14 protein-coding genes are annotated in these 18,012 nt (G+C 74.5%); 6 read left to right on the forward strand and 8 right to left on the reverse strand.

Annotated elements, in window-relative coordinates:
- Positions 1-193 precede the first annotated feature (193 nt).
- Positions 194-820 carry a DUF6328 family protein gene (locus tag AB0D49_RS40655; RefSeq protein ID WP_362768950.1) on the reverse strand — a complete coding sequence of 209 codons (627 nt, stop codon included), beginning with the start codon at positions 818-820 and terminating at the stop codon, positions 194-196.
- Positions 821-1,152: 332 nt separating this feature from the next.
- On the opposite strand from AB0D49_RS40655, the gene AB0D49_RS40660 reads away from it, so the two are divergent.
- Positions 1,153-1,914 carry an NlpC/P60 family protein gene (locus AB0D49_RS40660; RefSeq protein ID WP_362768953.1) on the forward strand — a complete coding sequence of 254 codons (762 nt, stop codon included), beginning with the start codon at positions 1,153-1,155 and terminating at the stop codon, positions 1,912-1,914.
- A 73-nt stretch (positions 1,915-1,987) separates the two neighbouring features.
- Here AB0D49_RS40660 and AB0D49_RS40665 read toward each other — a convergent pair whose 3' ends face one another.
- Positions 1,988-2,224 carry a hypothetical protein gene (locus AB0D49_RS40665; protein WP_362768956.1) on the reverse strand — a complete coding sequence of 79 codons (237 nt, stop codon included), beginning with the start codon at positions 2,222-2,224 and terminating at the stop codon, positions 1,988-1,990.
- Between the two features lie 273 nt (positions 2,225-2,497).
- Between AB0D49_RS40665 and AB0D49_RS40670 the strand changes: the two genes are divergently transcribed.
- On the forward strand, positions 2,498-3,163 hold the full coding sequence (locus tag AB0D49_RS40670) for a hypothetical protein (protein WP_362768958.1): 666 nt from the start codon (positions 2,498-2,500) through the stop codon (positions 3,161-3,163).
- A gap of 614 nt (positions 3,164-3,777) precedes the next feature.
- Here AB0D49_RS40670 and AB0D49_RS40675 read toward each other — a convergent pair.
- Together AB0D49_RS40675 and AB0D49_RS40680 are read right to left on the reverse strand one after the other, a co-directional pair.
- Complete coding sequence (locus AB0D49_RS40675; protein ID WP_362768961.1) at positions 3,778-4,593, reverse strand: hypothetical protein; 816 nt, start codon at positions 4,591-4,593, stop codon at positions 3,778-3,780.
- A gap of 472 nt (positions 4,594-5,065) precedes the next feature.
- Positions 5,066-5,782, reverse strand: coding sequence for a hypothetical protein (locus AB0D49_RS40680; RefSeq protein ID WP_362768964.1), 717 nt, complete (start codon positions 5,780-5,782; stop codon positions 5,066-5,068).
- Positions 5,783-6,199: 417 nt separating this feature from the next.
- Between AB0D49_RS40680 and AB0D49_RS40685 the strand changes: the two genes are divergently transcribed.
- The 4 genes from AB0D49_RS40685 to AB0D49_RS40700 all read left to right on the forward strand — a co-directional run bounded on the left by AB0D49_RS40685 (position 6,200) and on the right by AB0D49_RS40700 (position 8,990).
- Positions 6,200-7,117, forward strand: coding sequence for a hypothetical protein (locus AB0D49_RS40685; RefSeq protein WP_362768967.1), 918 nt, complete (start codon positions 6,200-6,202; stop codon positions 7,115-7,117).
- A complete protein-coding gene (locus AB0D49_RS40690) occupies positions 7,114-7,344 on the forward strand; it encodes a hypothetical protein (protein ID WP_362768969.1) in 231 nt (76 codons plus the stop codon). The genes AB0D49_RS40685 and AB0D49_RS40690 overlap by 4 nt, the downstream gene beginning before the upstream one ends.
- A 64-nt stretch (positions 7,345-7,408) precedes the next feature.
- A complete protein-coding gene (locus AB0D49_RS40695) occupies positions 7,409-8,116 on the forward strand; it encodes a DUF4232 domain-containing protein (protein ID WP_362768971.1) in 708 nt (235 codons plus the stop codon).
- A 316-nt stretch (positions 8,117-8,432) separates the two neighbouring features.
- Positions 8,433-8,990: a CAP domain-containing protein gene (locus AB0D49_RS40700; protein WP_362768974.1), complete on the forward strand. Its 558-nt coding sequence runs from the start codon at positions 8,433-8,435 to the stop codon at positions 8,988-8,990.
- A gap of 19 nt (positions 8,991-9,009) precedes the next feature.
- On the opposite strand, the gene AB0D49_RS40705 is transcribed toward AB0D49_RS40700, so the two are convergent.
- The 4 genes from AB0D49_RS40705 to AB0D49_RS40720 all read right to left on the reverse strand — a co-directional run bounded on the left by AB0D49_RS40705 (position 9,010) and on the right by AB0D49_RS40720 (position 17,883).
- Positions 9,010-11,931 (reverse strand): BTAD domain-containing putative transcriptional regulator, encoded by a 2,922-nt coding sequence (locus tag AB0D49_RS40705; RefSeq protein ID WP_362768977.1) that lies wholly within the window; start codon positions 11,929-11,931, stop codon positions 9,010-9,012.
- A 114-nt stretch (positions 11,932-12,045) separates the two neighbouring features.
- Positions 12,046-13,287 carry a S8 family serine peptidase gene (locus AB0D49_RS40710; protein ID WP_362768980.1) on the reverse strand — a complete coding sequence of 414 codons (1,242 nt, stop codon included), beginning with the start codon at positions 13,285-13,287 and terminating at the stop codon, positions 12,046-12,048.
- Positions 13,288-13,295: 8 nt separating this feature from the next.
- Positions 13,296-16,631, reverse strand: coding sequence for a right-handed parallel beta-helix repeat-containing protein (locus AB0D49_RS40715; RefSeq protein ID WP_362768983.1), 3,336 nt, complete (start codon positions 16,629-16,631; stop codon positions 13,296-13,298).
- Between the two features lie 73 nt (positions 16,632-16,704).
- Positions 16,705-17,883, reverse strand: coding sequence for a hypothetical protein (locus tag AB0D49_RS40720; RefSeq protein WP_362768985.1), 1,179 nt, complete (start codon positions 17,881-17,883; stop codon positions 16,705-16,707).
- Positions 17,884-18,012 lie beyond the last annotated feature (129 nt).

Genomic DNA, 18,012 nt, shown 5'->3' on the forward strand with positions numbered 1-18,012 from the left:
GGGGGGGGGGGGGGGGGGGGGGGGGGGGGGGGGCGCGGCCGGGGGGGGGCGCCGCCGCCGGGGGGGGGCGGGCGGGCCGCCCCCGCCCCCCCCCCTCCACGTGGGTGCCTTCATCCCAGTGATCTCGGGGGCCCTCCGCCGGTTCTCGACCGGTTGCCGGGTCCCCGTCACCGAGGGGGTGACGCGGTACCGCTCAGATGGCCTCCGGCGCCTCGGCCGCGGCGGCCTCCCGGGCACGGCGGGCGGTGGCGCGGCGGCGGCTCCAGCACGGCAGGACGCACCAGAACGCGACGAACCAGGTGAGGACCACGGCGGCGAGCAGGGTGGCGAGGTGCAGTCCGACGACCACATCGAGGATCAGCAGCATCGAGCAGACGATGGCCAGCATCAGGGTGATCAGACCCCACAGGGCCAGTCGGCCCGCCGTGTCCACCAGTTGCTGGCGCAGCTTGCGGCCGTGCACCAGGCGGTGGAAGGGCGCGGGGGCGATGAGCAGCGAGGCGGCCACCGCGGTGAGCAGCAGATCGATGACGTACAGCTCGCGCTGCAAGGGGGTGATCGAGGTGAAGCGGGGCGTGAAGGCGAGGGTGAGGAGGAAGGCCAGCAGGACCTGGACGCCGGTCTGGGCGACCCGGATCTCCTGGAGGAGTTCGGCGTAGGCCCGGACCAGCCGGGCGTGCTCGCGCTCCATGGCCTTCTGGATACGGCTGCTCTCCTCGTCCACCGCGGCTGCCTTGATGGCGGCGGTGAGGGACAGCCCCGGCGAGGTGTCCCAGCTGGTCGTCAGGGTCTCCCAGTTGGTACGGGTCTCGGATGGCATCGTCTTGGTCTCCTGTGAGGGCGGTTTCCCCGATGGACGCGGAGCGAGGGAAGAGGGCCGCGTCCGTCCACGGGGTCGATACTCAGTTCACGGGCCGTTCACCCAAAGAGGTTCGGTCCATGACACAGAGTTGGCTTGTCTCATACGCCAGTTGGCTGATCAGCCGCCCATCGAATCCTGTCTCCGCAGGTCAGAGGGTTGCACTCGGTGCCATCCCGCAGGGCACGCTGTGACGACCGTCATAGCGGTCCGCGCCCGAACAAGCGAACCCCAGGTGAACTCACCACCGTTTCCACCGGCGACCAGACACACCGTCCGAGAGGAGAACGGTCATGACTGTCCACGGAGGAAACTGCCAGGAGCCCGGCCGGGGCGCGCTGCGCCGGGGCCGCCTCGTCGCCTCGCTCGTCCTGCTCGCGTCCTGCGCAGGAGCCACGAACGCCGTCGGAGCACCGGCCGACAACCGGCCCAGCGCACCGCCCAGAGCCCCGGCGGCCCATCCCGGACCGCTGTCGTCGCTACCCGAACTCTCCCTGAACACATGGGTGTTGACGGAGCGTCGGGCCGAGCGCAGCGCCGTGGTGGCCCTGCGGTCGGCCGTCCGCGCCGAGGCCGCCACCGCCGCCGCGACCGCCTTCGAGCGGGCCGCCGAGGACAAGAAGCGGGCCCAGGCCGAGGCCGCCCGCAAGGCGCGGGAGAAGGCCCGGCAGAAGGCGCGCGAAGAGGCGCGGCAGCGGGCGGCGGCCCGTGGCACCCGGGCCCAGCAGGCCGTCCGTACCGCGCTGGCGCAGGTCGGCAAGCCGTACGTGTGGGGCGCCACCGGGCCGTCCGCCTTCGACTGCTCCGGTCTGATGCAGTACGCGTATCGCCGCGCGGGAGTGGCCATACCCCGGGTGACCTGGGATCAGCTCCGGGCCGGGCGGCGGGTGTCGCTGTCCCAGCTGCGCCCGGGTGACCTGGTGTTCTACCGGAACACCGGGCATGTGGCGATGTACATCGGCAACGGGAAGGTGGTGCACTCCCCGCGGCCCGGACGCACGGTGCGGGTCGAGGGGCTGCGCATGATGCCGCCCGAGGCGGCGGTCCGGTTCTGACGCCCGGCACGACAGCGGGGCCGTCTCCCACCGGAGGGTGGGAGACGGCCCCTTGTCGTGGGCGCGGTCGGCGTTACGACCGCGCGGGCAGCGTCTTCGCGTACGACGCCAGCGGCGCGGGCTCCGCCGTCTCCGTGATCGGCGGCACCAGCGGGGCCGCCGGGCCGTAAAACCTGCCGGGGCCCCCGTCGGTCGGGATCGCCGGGATGCCGTACTCGCAGCAGCAGTCGCAACCGCCACCGCCCGCCATGGCCGCCAGCTCGCTGTCGTCCAGCTCCTGCACCTTCGCCGTCGCCATCGTCATGGTCATCGAAAGTCTCCTTCAGTCGGTCGATGAGCACGGCCCCATGCCGTGCTCATCGACATCAACGGGCCCTGGATCAGGGCGAGTTCATGGCTTGGACGGCGATTCCGAGCGGCGTGTCCGGGGTATGCGCACGCCGTCTGGCGGACGGGAGCATGTGAACCTCACACTCTGTGTGGGCCGTGCACACCGACAGGAACCGCGGGCGACGCAGCCTCCCGGGCCGCCACCGGCGGCGGACGGCGGCGCACACAAGGCCCGGGAGAGGAGCGCCGTACGATGACCACCGACCACGCGTGCCAGGAGGCCGCCCGACGGGCGGCGGGGGCGATCTCGGCGGTGCGGGCCGTGCTGCCCGCGCCCGAGCTGCCCGCCGAGGAGCCGGAGCCAGGACCGGATCAGGATCTGCCGGTCGTGCTCCGGCAGTATCTCGGGGTCCCCGAACGCCCGGCCCGTCCGGTCGCCCTGGAACCACCGCCCGAACCTGTCCTCCCGGCCGTCCCCGACTCTGTGGGGGCGGTCGTCCTGTTGCTGTTCCTGGAGGGGATGCGGTCGGAGATGACCGGCACGCTGTCGGTCTGGTACGCCTCGCTCGCCCGTCGGCTGCCCGAGGTGCTGAGCACGTCCTCCGACGAGCCCTGGACCCGGAACTGGGACGGGGTGACCGCGCTCAAGACCGGGGCGCACGAGGTGCTGACCGCGCTGATGGGCGTCGGCAGCGGTACCGCGAGCAGTGCGCTGGCCGCCCGGATGGCGCTGGTGGAGGACGTGCTGTGCGGGGCGTTCCGGCGGCTGTCCGTGCCGTGTTCCGCGGCCGGGAGGTGCGCGCGCGAACTGCACGACGCCACCGCCTCGCTGTACGGGCTCGCCGCGTGCGCCGCGCCCTGCCATGACGAGGAGGCCATCGCGCAGGGCGACTTCGGACGGGCCCGGATCGTCCGGTGAGGAGAACAGGCGAGACGGCCGCCCCCGATACCGGGTGCGGCCGTCTCTTGCGTGGGGTGCGTCGCCGGGGCGTCTACGCGCGTGCGCTGCCCCGCCGGGCCGTCTCCTCGCGTGCGGTGCCTCGCCGGGCCGACTTCCCGCGGACGCTGCGTCGCCGGGCCGCCCCCTTGCATGTGCTGCCCCGCCGGGGCGACTTCTAGCGTGCGCTGCCCCGCCGGGCCGTCTCCTCGCGTGGGGTGCGTCGCCGGGCCGTCTCCTCGCGGACGCTGCCTCGTCAGGGCGACTTCCCGCGTGCGGTGCCTCGCCGGGCCAACTTCCCCCATGCGGTGCCTCGCCGGGCCGTCTCCTCGCGTGGGGTGCGTCGCCGGGCCGTCTCCTCGCGGACGCTGCCTCGTCAGGGCGACTTCCCGCGGACGCTGCCTCGCCGGGCCAACTTCCCCCATGCGGTGCCTCGCCGGGCCGTCTCCTCGCGGGCGCTGCACCGCCGGGCCGACTTCTAGCGTGCGCTGCCCCACCGGGGCGTCACCTCGCCTGCGGTGCCTCGCCAGGCCGACTTCCCGCGAGCGCAGCCCCGCCAGGCCGACTCCCCGCATCCGCAGCCCCGTCAGACACCCCTAGTCCAGGTCCGCGTGCCGTTGCAGGGACCTCGTCAGGGACAGCAGGCGGGAGTCGCGTACGCACTGGCCGGTGTAGCCGGCCGTCAGTGCCAGGGTCGCGTCGTGCATCATGGCCGCCGCGTCCTCGGGCGGGCCGCCCAGCGCGTTGACCGGTCCCGGCAGGCCCGCGGCGCGGGACGCGGCGGGCAGCACCGAGCGCCCCCAGAGCAGGGTGTTGGCGCGGCGGCGCGCGTCCTGTGTGAACCGCTCGGCGCTCCCGCCGGGCCGGGGGTAGGCGAAGGCCAGCCGGACGACGCGGGGGTGCTCGGCTATCCGGGCCACCGCCGACGCGGACAGTCCGGCCCGCAGCACCGGCATCACGGGCAGCCCGGGGCAGTGGGCGGCGACCTCGGTGATCTGCGCCACGGTGGTGGTCTCGGGCACGACGACGCCGTCGGCGAAGTGGCCCAGCGCCTCTAAGTCGGCCCGCCAGCCGGGCCACAGCAGGGGCCGGACCCGCAGCCATATCTGGGGGGCGAGCCGTGCGGCTGCCGGGGAGCGGAGCAGGTTCAGCGCCGCGGCGCGGACGGCGCCGGGATCGTGTCCGGCCGCGTCCTGCTCACCGTCGTACAGGTCCACGATCAGCGCCTCGGGCGCGTCCCCGTCGGCCGGGCCCCCCGCCCAGGGGGCGGGGGGCCGCAGGAGGAAGGTCCTGGCCGGGGTCGGGACGCCGCAGGCGCGGGCGCCGGGCAGGGCCGGGGCGCGGGTGTCCATGCGGAAGCTGAGCGTGGTGGTGGAGGCGGCGGAGGCGGTGGACTCCGAGGGGATGGCCATGAGAACTCCCGGTCCGGCGGCGGGTGGGCTGCGGAGCGCGCGACGCGTGGGCGTCGGCCCGGTGGGGGCTCGGGCGGCGTCGGCCCGCGGCCCCGGTCCCCGCCCTCCTCGGGGGGAGCGAGGGGCGGAACCGGGGCCTGGCCACCGCACCCTCGGGCGGGGGTTGACCGGGGCACGGAGCATGGGGTGCTCCTGCCGCTCCCCACAGCGACAGGAGCCGAGGTCCGGGACGTCACCGTCGGCGGTGCAACGCCACGGCCCTCGTGAATGGACTGCCCCACCCGCCACCGGGGTGCGGGGGTGTCCGCGGACGAGGTGCACACGTCCGCGGATGCCCCCGTCCCGGTGACGGAGCGGGCCGGTCCGGCCGTCCCGCCCTGGTGCGTCGCGGTCCGGCATCAAGGGGAACGCGGCGGGGCTTCCCTGGGGTTCACGGTGTTCTGCACCATTTTTCGGACAGGCTGCGGCGCGATCACGCGCCTGTGACCGCGGACGCCACGGGACGGGCGGCGCCGCCCTGGAACACCTCGCGGACCGCGTCGACCTGGCGGACCGTGGACGTGCAGAAGCCGGTGAAGCCGGCCCGGTGGGCGGTGCGGGCCTCGTGGCGCAGCTCGTCCTCGTCCAGCGGCCTCGGGTGCAGTCCGCCGACCGGTCCGGGCAGCCGCGCGGCGGCCGAGGCGGCGGCGATGTGCCGGTGGACCCAGGCCGCGGTGTTCTGCGGGCAGAGCATGTCGTCGGTGAGGTCACCGGCCGCGGCGAGCGAGGTGAACCCGAGCCGTCCGACCCGGCGGTGGCGGGCCAGCGACGGGGCGCACAGCAGCGCCGCCGCGCTGTCGACGACCGGGATCAGCGGGGTGCGGCCGGTGTGCGTGGCGACCCGGTCCAGGTCGGCGGAGCGCCGGACGCCGCTGAGCACGATCCCGTCGGCCATGTCGCCGAACGCGACCAGATCGGCGGTGAGTTGATCGCTGCCCATGGCGTGCAGGCGCAGCCAGACCGGGGGGCTGGTCACCGTGCGGGAGGACAGCCAGGCGAGGGCCGCGCCGCGGCGGCCGGACGTCTGGACGTCGAGGACGATCACGTCCGCCGGGGGCACGACGGCGGAGCGCAGTTCGGGGCTTTCCGGGGTGAGCAGCAGGAAGGCGGTGGGAGCGGGGACGGAGGTGGGGAGGGCTGAGCGGCGCATCTCGACTCCGGGGACGAAAGAAGGTGAGGGTGGGGTGGTGCGGCGGGGAGCGCGGCTGTCTCCCTCGGCATGGCTGGGGCACTCCTGCGGTCTGCCGGCGTGCCTGCCGCGTCTGCCGTGGCACGCCTGTCGGGCGCGGCGGTGCGAACCGCCGTGCCCGGCGCGTGACGTGGTACCGGCGGTACGGACTGGTTCCGTCCGCCCTTGTGGTGATGTCCACGGCTGCCGGGCCCGGAAGGGTCAATCCGTCCACGATTCCTGGTGCGGACGCATCGGAACCGGCCGCCCCGAGCGGTGGGCGGCAGCGCGTTCCTGAACCCCTTCCGAGGGCTTCGCCGTTGCCTTGCGTACGGGCCGCCGGGTGTGACGCCGGGGCCTGCCAACACTCCAGCACGTCGGGAAGGGGCGGGCGAGGCCATGAACGAGACATGTGCCCTCCAGGGCAGCGCCGAGGCCGGGACGGGCAGCGCGAGGACCGGCGACGGACCCGTCGGGACCGATCCGGGTGCCGTGGCCGCGGCGGGCGAGTGGTGCTGGGCCGACGCCCGGCGGGGCGCCGACGGGTATCTGCGGCGGGTCATGCCCGGCACGCTGGGTCCGCAGGCGGCGTTCGCCGCCCGGGACGTGATCGCGCTGACCATGGTCCTCACGCTGGCCGAGGGCTACGACCCCGGCACCCGGCACGGGCGCCCCGGGCGGCTGCGGCACCGGATGTCCGTCGACGCGCTCTGGCACGGCTGGTGCACCGCCCACCTGGCGGACCGGCGGCCCGCTGACCCGGCCGAGGGCGGCCCGCAGGACGTCATGACGGACGCCCTGCGGGGCTGGTGGACCCTCACCAGTACGTGGCTGCCCACGTCGTGCGCCGGTGGCGGGCCGTCCTGGACCGTGGGGCTGCGGCTGGCCCGCCGGGCGCTGGACGCCGTCCTGCTGGACGTGGCGCGGCTGCCCGGTCCCGCCCAGGGGCGCGCGGCACTCACGGAGGTGCTCTGGCACCCCGAGCTGCTGGTGGGTGCCGGGCCGGCCGATCCGGCGGTCCCGGTCGCCCCGCTGGCCTGCCGGGTCGTCGCGGCGGACGGCACGTCCCGCCTCGTACCGAACCGGGCGGCCTTTCCGGCGGAGCGGGTGAACGCGCCGGTTCCGGCCGCCCCGGGCGACCCGGACGCGGCCTTTCCGGCGGAGCGGGTGAACCCGCCGGTTCCGGCCGCCCCGGGCGACCCGGGCACGGCCCTTCCGGCGGGAGCGGGTGAACCTCCCGTGTCCGCCCGTCCGTCGACCCCGGCAGCGGCCCCGTCCGGCCCGTCTCCACTTCATCCGACAGGGAGTCAGTCATGACACGCAGAGCTTTCGCCGCACTCGCTCCCGGCCGCTCCCGTCAGCGGGCGGCCGAGCAGGAGGCGGGTCAGGACACCGATGTGGCCGTGCGGACCGTCGACGACACCGAGGCCGCCGCCCGGCAGGCCGCGCTGGACGAGTTACTGGACGAGATCGACGCCGTGCTGAGCGAGATCAAGGACCCGAAGCGGTTCCTCGCGGAGTACGTCACGGCGAACGGCCAGTAGGCCCCGGCTCCCGGGCCGCTCCCTCCGTCCCTGCCCTCGACCCAAGGACTCGTAAGGAATCGTGATGACCGACCACCGTGCCGCGCGCACCCGGCCGGCCGCCCTGGCCCTCGCCGTCGCCGCTCTCGCCCTCACGGCGTGCGGCGGCGGGCCCGACGACTCGGCGGCCGTCGCGTCGCAGGGCGCCCCGAAGGCGTCCCCGAACGCCCCGCAGGTGACCGCCGAGCCCGCCCAGGACGCCACGCAGGGCAGCGCGGACACCGGCTCCGGGATGAACGCCGGGGACCCCGTCGACGCGGAGCTGTGCGCCGAGTCCGCCCTCACCCTGGCGATCGGCGCCTCGCCCAAGAGCCCCGAGGGCGGACAGAACATCCTCCTCGTGGAACTCACCAACGACAGCGGCAGCCCCTGCACGGTCAGCGGCTTCCCGGTGGTCACGCTCAAGGGTCCCGACCACCCGGTCCACGGACCCGAGTGGGAGCTGCTCAGCGGGCCCGACACCGAGGCGCCGGTCGAGACGGTCCGGATTCCGCCGGGTCAGACCGCTGCTGTGGAGCTGATGTACCTCACCGACGAGGAGGCCGACGCCTGGATTCCGAGCGAGGTGACCCTCGCGCTGCCGCACAGCACCAACGGCACGACCCTGACGGCCGCCTGGCCCGCGCAGGACTCCGGGATGTGGGCGACCGGCTCGAAGCCGTGGGGCGTCATGCGGCAGGACGCAGCGACCCACCCGGGGACGTTCACCAGCAAGGTCTTCCCGCTCTTCTGACCCCCGCCGTGGCCGCACGGCCACCCCGACAGGCCGACATGCCCTACTGCGGGGAGCATGTCGGCCGAGGTCCCGGGCACGTCCGCCCATGCCCGCCCGGGACCACCCCCGGCCGACGGTCCCGTCCGTCGGCCGGGGGCCTTTTCCATGTCCTGACAACCAGGCCGGGCCCGGTCGCGGAACTCCCGTCGGCCCCCGCTCCCCCGCCGTCCCCCGGCGCCCCCGCACTTGGCTCTTGGAGGTGCTTCATCCGATGGCGAAAAAGCGTGGCCGCAGCCGGCGTGGACAGCCCCATCCCGCCCCCCGCCACTCGCGGGTGAAGCCCCGCAACGGTCGCGGCGGGCCGGCCCTGGACGAGTCGGCGGACGAACCCAACGGCGGCTGGGTCGAGGAGATTCCCCCCGGCGCCTCCTACGCCACCCTGCCCATGCCGCGCCCGATCGTCCGCCCGGCCGGTGGCGGGGCCGTCGTACCGGGCGGCGACCGGGGCCGCGCCTTCCTGGAGGACCAGGTGCTGCTGATGGTCAACGCCCAGCGGCGCAGATACGACCTTCCCCCGGTCCGTCCCGACGCCCGGCTGCGGGAGGCCGCGCGGCGGCACAGCGCGGACATGGCGGCACGGCGCTTCTTCGACCACCAGAACCCCGACGGGCTGACGGCCATGGACCGCATGTTGCTGGCGCGGTTCCCCGATCCGGCCGCCGAGAACATCGCCATGGGGCAGCCCCACCCGGCGGAGGCCATGCGGGCGTGGATGAACAGCCCCGGCCACCGGGTCAACATCCTGCTGCCCACCGTCCGGTGGCTCGGGGTGGGGCTGGAGCCCGCCGGGCCGGGCGGGGGCCCCTGGTGGACGCAGAACTTCGGCTACTGACCGCCCGGCGGAACCGCGGTCATTCCGGCAGACCCGGGTCCGTGGGCACCGGACGCTCACGGGAACAGGCGGACACGGCCGGGGAGTAGCGGAACGCCTCCAGGTAGTCCATCACGGAGGAACTGTTGGCGAGGGTGTCCGCGAACGAGCGGTGCGCCCGTGCCTCGTCCGGCCGTCCGGCGGCCTCCAGGAGCCGGGCGTAGTCCCGTTCGGCGGCGAGCCAGTACGGCAGGTCATGCATCGCGCGTGAGCGTTCGATGACCTCCAGCAGACAGGGCTCGGCCGCCTCCAGGTCCCCGAGCGCCCACAGGGCGTCGGCCTCGTTCAGGAGGGACATGACGACGGTGAGTGCGGTGGACCCGGGCAGCAGCGCGCGGGCCTCACGGGCGGCGCGTACGGCTCCGTGGGGGTCGCCGTCCTTGAGCAGGAGGTGCGCGAGGTCCGTCGTCGCCAGGGCCTGCGCGTACCGGTTGCCCAGCTGAGCGGCGTCCTCGATGGCCGCCCGCAGCTGGTCCTGGGCGGCAGCGAGGTCGCCGAGGGTGAGCCGGCACCAGCCGACGCCGAGGCGCACCCGCACATGCTGGAGCGAGAGGGGCAGTCCCTGTACGACGCCGAGCGCGCGTTCGAGAAACTCCAGGCCCTCCGCCGGGCCGACGAGGATGCGGGTGGCGGTGCCCCGGATGAACAGCATGCGGGACTGGCCGTAGCCGTCGCCGCACTCCTCGGCGCGGGCGAGTCCGGCCTCCGCGAACGTCATATGGGCGGGCAGGGGGGCGCGGTCCAGGTGGATGTTGATGGTGTTGTCGGCGAGCTGCCAGGCCCGGACGGGGTCGACGCGCGGGTTGCGGATGAGGGAGAGGACGGTGTGGCTCTCGGCGCAGAACCATTCCCATGCCTCGTCGCCGTCGCTCAGCAGGGGCAGGGCGTGCGGCTGCCATTCGTGTGGGCCGTTGAGCCGTTCGTCGGCCATGTGGTTGAAGGAGACCGCGTGGGCGGTCGCCGCGAGCAGATAGTCGACCAGCCGGTCCCTGGCCTCGTCGCGCAGGGTCCCGGGCAGTTCGGCGAGGAGTCCCTCGCTGTAGAGCCGTACCAGGTCGTGGCGGCCGTAGCGGCTGGGGCGGGTCTCGGCGACCAGATGGTGGGAGGCGAGCATGGCCACCGCCGCCTGTGCCTCCTCGGGGCCGCTGTCCAGGAGCGCCGAGGCGGTGTACCGGTCGGTGTCGGTGCCGGGGTGCAGGGCGAGCAGCGTGAGCAGCCGGGCGGCCTGCGGGGTGAGCCGGGAGCAGCTGCCCTTGAGGGCGGAGGGGACGGAGGCGGCGCCGGTGGTGGCGAGGGACTGGAGGCGGAAGCGTTCGTCCTCCAGTTCGCCGACCACGTCGCCGATGCTCCACTCCGGGTTGGTGGAGAGCCGGGCGCCGACGATGCGCAGCGCCAGCGGGAGCCGGTCGCACAGGGCGATCAGCCGGCGTACCTCGGCTCGTTCGCGGGCGCAGCGGTCGGCGCCCGCCATCGCCGCGACCAGGGAGAGGGCTTCGGGCTCGGGCAGCGGGGCGAGGGAGCGGACGGCGGCGCCGTCGTGGATGACGAAGTCGTCCAGCATGACCCGGCTGGTGACGACGGTGGCGCAGCCCGCCCCGGCGGGCAGCAGCGGCCGGACGGTGTCCTCGCTGGAGGCGTTGTCGAGGACGACGAGGACCCGGCGCCGTTCAGTGAGTTCGGTGTAGGCGTCCTGGCGTTCCCGTTCGGTGGTGGGGATGTCCCAGTCGCTCATGCCGAGGGCGCGCAGGAAGCCGCCAAGGGCGTCGTGGGCGCTGATGCGGCCGTCGGTGTCGAAGCCGCGCAGGTCGACGAAGAGCTGTCCGTCGGGGAAGGCGTCGGTGGCGGAGTGGGCCCAGCGCAGGGCGAGGGCGGTCTTGCCGACGCCCGCCGGACCGGTGACCAGCGCGACGCCCGCGCCGTCGGCGTCCGGCCCGCACTCGCGTTCCAGCCACTCGGTGTCGGTCTGCCGGCCGACCAGTCCGTGCGGGAGGAGCGGTAGATGGCAGCGGGAGAGGGCGGGGGACTCGGGTGCCCCGGCCGTCGCGGTCGGTGCGCCGGGGGGCGCGATGTGCGCCTCGACGGCGGCGGCTTCCTCCCCTTCGCCAGGTTTCCCCGCTTCTCCCGCTTCTCCCCCTTCTTCTGCTTCTTCCGCCTTCTCCGCCTCCTGCGCATCCTCCTCCATCACCGCGGTGAACGCGCTCTGGAGGTCCGCGCCGGGGATGACGCCGAGTTCGGTGCGCAGCCACCGCCGGGCGGTGTCGTAGACCTCCAGTGCCTCGGTGCGGCGGCCCGCCTGGTGCAGACAGCGCATCAGCAGCGCGGCCAGCGGCTCGCGTTCCCGGTGGTCCTCGGCGCCGCTCGCGGTTTCGAGGGCGGACACGGCCTCGGCGCCGCGGCCCAGGGCGAGCAGCCGCGCGGCCCATTCCTGGGTGGCCGCGAGATGGCGTTCCTCGAGTTCCGGGCGCCAGACGCGGAGCAGTTCGCCGTCCGGGACGCCGAGGAGGGGTTCGCCACGCCAGTGGTCCAGGGCGGTGCGCAGGATGTCGGCGGCCGTGCCGTCGTCGCCGTGCCCGGTGCCCTCGGCGGCGAGCCGGGTGAAGGCGTGCACGTCCACGTCGTCCGGGGCGCCTTCGAGGCGGTAGCCGCCGGGGGCGGTGACGATCTGGAGGGGCGCGCCCTCCAGGGCCTTGCGCAGTCCGGCGACATGTCCCTGGAGGGCGGCTCGGGCCTGCGGCGGGGCGTCGCCGTCCCAGACGAGGTCGAAGAACTGGCCCACGGACACGGTCTCGTTGAGGCGTAAGGCGAGCAGCGCCAGGACGGCGAGCCGCTTCCCGGACGGCATGGTGATCGCCGTGTCCCGGGCGTCCCGCAGTTCGACGGGCCCGAGCAGTGTCAGGCGCATACGTCTTCTCCCCCACTCTGTTCTGTTCTTGTTCTTCTGTACTTCATTCCCCGGCTCCGGGCGTGCTTACAGCAGGGGCCGCTGGGCGTCCTCCTCCGCCCGGTCCGCCGTCCGTCAGGACGGGCCGTCGGACCACACTCCCCCGCCGCGCCAGCGGCGCCGCGCGCCCCGGGGGGCGACCATGATCGCGACGCCCACCAGGAAGACCACCGCAGCGCCGACCGCGACCACGGCGAGGGACTCGCCGCGGGCGGACCGGTCAGGCAGCGGCGGCAGCGCCGAGGGACGGGCACCCTGAGGGGTGTCTACCACTGCCCCCCTTTCCTCCGGAAGGTGCGCGGTGACGGCGGCGACGGGGTCGACGATCCCGTACCCGAGGAACGGGTCGGGTTGGATGCCGCCGGTGTGGCTCGCGGTGGCCAGAAGACGGTGGACGAGCCGTGGGGCATCCAGTTCGGGGTGGCGGGCGCGGACGAGGGCGGCGGTGCCCGCGACCAGCGCTGCGGCGGCCGACGGTCCACCGCCCACGAGATGGCCGCCCGCGCCGGGGCCGATGCTGACCACGCCGAGGCCGGGCGCGGCCAGGTCGACCGGCGCGCCGCCGCCCCCGGTGCCGGCCGGCGGGGGCGCTCCGGCCTCGTCCACGGCCGTCACGGACAGGACGTACGGGTAGGCCGCCGGGTAGTAGGTGTCGGCGTCCCGGCCGGACGCGTCGGGTGCGGCGGGCGCGACGACGGGGACGCCGTCGCGTTCGGCGCGGGCCACGGCCGCTTTCAGCGCGTCGGACGGGGTGGGCGTGCCGACGGCGAGCGCGATGACGGCGACCCCGGCGTCCAGGGCGGCGTCGATGCCCTTGGCGAGGAGCCGGGCGTCGGTGTCGCCGAGGCCGTCGGTGACGGAGACGGCGAGGACGCGGGCCTCGGGTGCCAGGCCGGCGAAGCCGGCGTCCGCGCGCCGGGCGGCGGCGATCAGTCCGGCGGTGAAGGTGCCGTGGCCCACGCAGTCGTCGCCGCTGTTTCCGCCGCCGTGCGCCTTGGGGCCGAGGTCGAGGCGCCCGCTGAGGGCTTCGGCGCGGTCGTCGACGCCGGAGCCGAGGACGGCGACGGTGACGCCGTCGCCCCGGGTGAGCGGCCAGACCTTCTCGGGGCGCAGATACCGCTGGGCCCAGGGCAGTTGGTCGGTGCTCAGCGGGGAGCGGCGGGCGCACTCGTCGGCGCCCGGGGGGAGGGTCTGGGTGACGGGGGGCAGGTCGGCGGGGGACGTGGCGGCGGCCGGGGCGGCGGCGAGCACGGTGGCGAGCGCGGTGAGCAGCGCCACCAGGCAGCCGAGGGGTCCGAGGCGGCGGCGGTCTCTCATCCCGTCTCTCATACCGGGCTCGTGGTGGGCAGTGCGGGCAGGTCCTGCGGCAGCAGCAGGCTCAGGTCGGCCACCGAGGCGTCGGGGTCGCGGCTGAGGCGGCCCGCCTGGCGGGTCATCATCTCCTCCAGGGTCTTGCGGGCGGTGCGGCCGTTGCCGAAGTTGGCGTCCTTGGGCAGGGCGTCGAAGTGGGCGTGCAGCAGGACACGGGTCTCCTCGGCGCACTGGTAGCCCGCGCCGGTGGCGTGCCGTTCCACGATGGCGACGAGTTCGTCCGCCGCGTAGTTCTCGAACTCGACGGTCCGGGAGAAGCGGGAGGCGAGACCGGCGTTGGAGTCGAGGAAGGAGGTCATGTCCGCGGTGTATCCGGCGGCGATGACCACGATCTCGTCGCGGTGGTCCTCCATCAGCTTCACCAGGGTGTCGACGGCCTCCTGCCCGAAGTCGGAGCCGCTGCCGTAGCGGGGGGTGAGGGCGTACGCCTCGTCGATGAAGAGGACCCCGCCGCGGGCGCGGTCGAAGGCTTCCTTGGTGCGCTGCGCGGTGTGGCCGACGTACTGGCCGACCAGGTCGGCGCGGGCGACCTCGACCATCTGGCCCTTCTTGAGGACGCCGAGGGCGCGCAGGAGGCGGCCGTAGAGGCGGGCGACCGTGGTCTTACCGGTGCCCGGTGGCCCGGCGAAGATCAGGTGGTGGCTGATGTGGGCGGCGGGCAGGCCCGCGTCCCGGCGGCGGCGGGCCTGGGTGAGCAGGTTGACGACGTCCTCCACCTGTCCCTTGACGCCCTGGAGGCCGATCATGCCGCGGAGTTCGCCGAGGAGTTCGGGCACCTCCTCGCGGGACGGGCCGCCGTCGCCGGAGGTCTGGTCCGCGCCCACGTCGGCGGGCTGGAGGCGGGCCAGGTCCTGGACGGTGGTACGGCCCTGGACGGCGAGCCGGGACGCCTGCCGGTCGATCATCTCCTCGAACACCTTGCGGGCCTCGCGGCCGTTGCCGAAGTCGGCCTCCTTGGGCATGGCGTCGAAGCGGACGGCGAGGGCGTCGGCGGTGCCGTCGGCGAGCCGGTAGCCGTGACCCTCCGCCATGGAGCGGACGATGGTGACGAGTTCGTCGGTGGCGTAGTTCTCGAACTCGATGGCGCGGGAGAACCGGGAGGCGAGTCCGGGGTTGGAGTCCAGGAAGCCGGCCATCTCCTGCGAGTATCCGGCGGCGATCACCACGATCTCGTCGCGGTGGTCCTCCATCAGCTTCAGCAGGGTGTCGATGGCCTCCTTGCCGAAGTCGGCGCCGGAGCTGCCCTTGGACGCGGACAGGGTGTACGCCTCGTCGATGAAGAGCACACCGCCGAGGGCCTCGCGGAAGCGTTCGGTGGTCTTGATGGCGGTGCCGCCGACGACGGCGGCCACCAGGTCGGCGCGGGCGACCTCCACGACGTGACCGCCGCTCAGGACGCCGAGGGAGGCCAGGATCTGGCCGTAGAGCCGGGCGATGGTGGTCTTGCCGGTGCCTGGTGGCCCGGTGAAGACGAGATGGCGGCTCATCGGGAGCACGGTCATGCCCGCCTGTTCGCGGCGGCGCGCCAGGCGCTGCACATTGACCAGGGTGGTGACCTGTTCCTTGACGCCCTGGAGGCCCACCAGTTCCCACAGCCGCTTCAGGGGTCCGTCGGTGTCCTCGTCCTCCTCGTCCTCGTCGTCGAAGATCTCGGCGTCGTCGGGCAGCGCGTAGGGGGTGCTCTCGGTGACCTGGTCGCCGTGCGCGTCGGGGGTCCGGTTGTCGGTGCTGGTGAGGCGTTCCACGGTGAGTGCGGCGCCGGGTTCGGTCTGGCGCAGGCCGCTGCCCCGGTTGTCGCGGACCGTGCAGGCGGTGACCCGGCAGGGCTCGGTGGACTCGACCCGGATGCCGTCGGCGGCGTTGTCGTACACCTCGCAGCCGGTGAGGGTGGCGCGGGCGCCCTGGTGGAGGCGGACGCCGGTCCGGCGGTTGCCGTGCACCCGGGTGCCCTGGGCGGTCAGGGTGCCGTCGGCGGTGACCGCGATGCCCTCGGCGGAGCCGCCGCCCGCCTCGCCGTCGCGCAAGGAGAGTTCGGACCGCTCGCCGACGACGATCCCGGGCTGCCGGGCGCCGGTGACCGTGGTCCGGGCGGCCTGGACGTGGCCGCCGTCGGCGAGGTGCAGTCCGCTGCCGCGCGGGCCGGTGATCTCGACGGAGTCCATGCGGACACGGGCGGTGCCGGTGACACTGATGCCGTGGCGTCCGGTGTCCTTGAGGGTGGAGCGGCGCAGCGCGGGTCCGGCGGTGTCCTCGACGGTGATGCCGTCGCCGGTGGTGCCGGTGACGGTGAGCCGGTCGAACTCGGCGGTGCTGCGCCCGGTGAGCCGGACCCCGCCGGTGCCGCGCACGGTGACCTCGGTGAAGCGCGGTCCGGCGTTCTCCTGGACGTGGACGGCGGCCTTCTCGGTGTCGCTGATCTCGCACTGCTCGACGCTGCCCCGGGCGCGGGCGGTGGCGTGCAGGCCGTCGCCGCGGACGCCGGAGATCCGGCAGCGGCGCAGTACGGGGTCGGCGACATCGGCGAGCAGCACTCCGTGTCCGGAGGTCCCGGTGATGACGCACTCGTCCAGCTCGACCTGCCCGGACGCGGAGATGTACACACCGACGGTGGTGTCCCGGACGGTGGTCCGCAGGAAACGGGTCGTGCTGCCCTCCTCCAGGGCGATGGCGGGCTTGTCGGTGTGGGAGATCTCGCAGTCCTCCACCGAGCCGCGGGCCTCGCCGTTGGCGCAGACCCCGTTGCCGCGCGCGTCACGCAGCACACTGCGGCGTACGACGGGGGCGGCGCGTTCGGAGATGACCAGGGCGGAGGCGCCCACGTTCTCCAGGACGCTGTCCTCGATGACGCTCGCCCCGTCCCCGGAGTCCACGATGGCGGCGCCCTCGGGGTTGGTGACCCGGCAGCCGCGCATGGCGAGGGAGCCGCGGTGCCGGGTCAGGACGGCGGTCCAGGCGGCGCCGGTGATCTCGCAGTCCTGGAGGGCGCCCTGGCCGAGCGGCAGGTCGACGACCGGCATCTCGGCGTCACGGCCCACCAGGGTGAGACCGGTGAGCTGGACCGCCTCGGCGATCAGCTGGACGGCGGCGCCCGTGCGCGGGGAGACGGTGACGGTGCCGGGTCCGTCCTCCGCGGTCATCGACACCATGGTGTCGATGACGAGGTTCTCCTCGTAGCGGCCCGGTCCGACGCTGATGAGCGCTCCGGCGCGGGCCGCCTTGAGTGCCTCGCCGATCGTGCGGAAGGCGCCCTCCCGTTGGTCTGCGCGGACCTTGAGCACCTGGCGGCCCATGACGCCTCCCCATCTCCTCGTACTGTCTGCGTTCCGTCCCCGGCGGTCCTGGCCCGCCCCTGCCCCGCCTCGCTCAGGAGGACCCGGCGCCGTCCTTCTTGCACTCCACATATGCCTCTGCGGCGGCGATGTGGGCCTTCTCCTTGCCCCGTTGGGTCGTGTCGGTGCCGCGGTCGTGCAGCTTGATGGAGAGGCCGTTGCCGGAGCCGGGGACGGTGATGCCGTTGATCCACACGCCGCCGGCGTCGGTCTGGTTGATGTCGAACCGGGTGAGCAGCGGACCGTCCGGACCCATGCCGTCGAGGACGCTGTAGTTGGCGGCGGTGGCGCCGACGGCCTCGATGTCGTCGTTCTTGGGGATGTAGACCTCCACATCGCAGATCTCGCCCGGCTGCCCGGCCTTGAACGACCAGAGCACATGGCGGTCGCCGTCCTGCTCGCTGCCGGTCATGGGCATGGCCACGTACTGCCCGTCGCAGCCGCCCCAGTCGGTCTGGCCGCCCTCCCGGTGCCGGGTCCAGCCGTCGTCCCCGTCCTCGACGAAGCCCGCGTACTCGACGGAGGCGCCCGGGTCGGTGCAGCGGTAGCCCGCGGTGCCCACGTAGCCCGGCTCGATCTGCGGGCGGGGCGGCGCGGTGGTCGCGGGCGAGCCGGCGTTCTCGCCGGTGCCGCCGTCGCCGCCGTTGGCGTCGTCGGTGGTCACGCTCTCGGCCGCCGGGCGGGTGCTGTCCCGGGAGTCGTCGTCGCCCGCGAGGAGCGCCACGACCAGCGGCAGCCCGATCAGGACGAGTCCGCCGAGCAGCGCACCGGCCACGATGGGCTTGGGGATTCTCCGCGGCGGTTCGCCGCCGTCGCCGGTGTCCTGCGCGGTGGCCACCCGGCCCCGGGTCCGCGCGGCGACCGCCTGGCGGGTGCTGGCGAGCGGCGCGGTGTCGGCGGCCTGCTGCGCGTCCCCCTGCGCGCTCTGCTCGGGTCCTGCGGTGGGTACGGCGGTGGTGGCGTCGGCCGCCGTCCTGGTGGCGGGCATCGCGGCGGTGGCCGCGGGGGCGGGGCCGGACCGCTCCTCGGCCGGGGCGGCGGGCAGCGCCGGTACCGCCCGGTCGGGGCCGGGGGCCACGGCCTGTGGCTCCGGGTCGGTCCGCCGCGCCGCGCTGTCCGGGCCGCCCTCGTCGGCGGTGTCCGGTGACACCCAGGACATCGGGTAACTGATCTCGCCCGTGTCGTCCCCGCGTATCGCGCCGTTTCCACTCATCGCTGCCGCCCTGTCTCCCGGTGCTGGTCGGTGGGGTCTCATGGGGATCCACGGGCCGGTGCGGGCCGGGGGTTCACGAGTCCCTCACCACCGCGCTCCGGCGTACGCGACCGGGCGCGCACGGACGTG

This window comes from Streptomyces sp. NPDC048290 (genome assembly GCF_040652095.1).
Lineage (GTDB): Bacteria > Actinomycetota > Actinomycetes > Streptomycetales > Streptomycetaceae > Streptomyces.

Coding starts and splice junctions, on each gene's coding strand:
- AB0D49_RS40655 (WP_362768950.1), bottom strand. CDS start 820: ATGCCATCCGAGACCCGTACCAACTGGGAGACCCTGACGACCAGCTGG.
- AB0D49_RS40660 (WP_362768953.1), top strand. CDS start 1,153: ATGACTGTCCACGGAGGAAACTGCCAGGAGCCCGGCCGGGGCGCGCTG.
- AB0D49_RS40665 (WP_362768956.1), bottom strand. CDS start 2,224: ATGACCATGACGATGGCGACGGCGAAGGTGCAGGAGCTGGACGACAGC.
- AB0D49_RS40670 (WP_362768958.1), top strand. CDS start 2,498: ATGACCACCGACCACGCGTGCCAGGAGGCCGCCCGACGGGCGGCGGGG.
- AB0D49_RS40675 (WP_362768961.1), bottom strand. CDS start 4,593: ATGGCCATCCCCTCGGAGTCCACCGCCTCCGCCGCCTCCACCACCACG.
- AB0D49_RS40680 (WP_362768964.1), bottom strand. CDS start 5,782: ATGCGCCGCTCAGCCCTCCCCACCTCCGTCCCCGCTCCCACCGCCTTC.
- AB0D49_RS40685 (WP_362768967.1), top strand. CDS start 6,200: ATGAACGAGACATGTGCCCTCCAGGGCAGCGCCGAGGCCGGGACGGGC.
- AB0D49_RS40690 (WP_362768969.1), top strand. CDS start 7,114: ATGACACGCAGAGCTTTCGCCGCACTCGCTCCCGGCCGCTCCCGTCAG.
- AB0D49_RS40695 (WP_362768971.1), top strand. CDS start 7,409: ATGACCGACCACCGTGCCGCGCGCACCCGGCCGGCCGCCCTGGCCCTC.
- AB0D49_RS40705 (WP_362768977.1), bottom strand. CDS start 11,931: ATGCGCCTGACACTGCTCGGGCCCGTCGAACTGCGGGACGCCCGGGAC.
- AB0D49_RS40710 (WP_362768980.1), bottom strand. CDS start 13,287: ATGAGAGACCGCCGCCGCCTCGGACCCCTCGGCTGCCTGGTGGCGCTG.
- AB0D49_RS40715 (WP_362768983.1), bottom strand. CDS start 16,631: ATGGGCCGCCAGGTGCTCAAGGTCCGCGCAGACCAACGGGAGGGCGCC.
- AB0D49_RS40720 (WP_362768985.1), bottom strand. CDS start 17,883: ATGAGTGGAAACGGCGCGATACGCGGGGACGACACGGGCGAGATCAGT.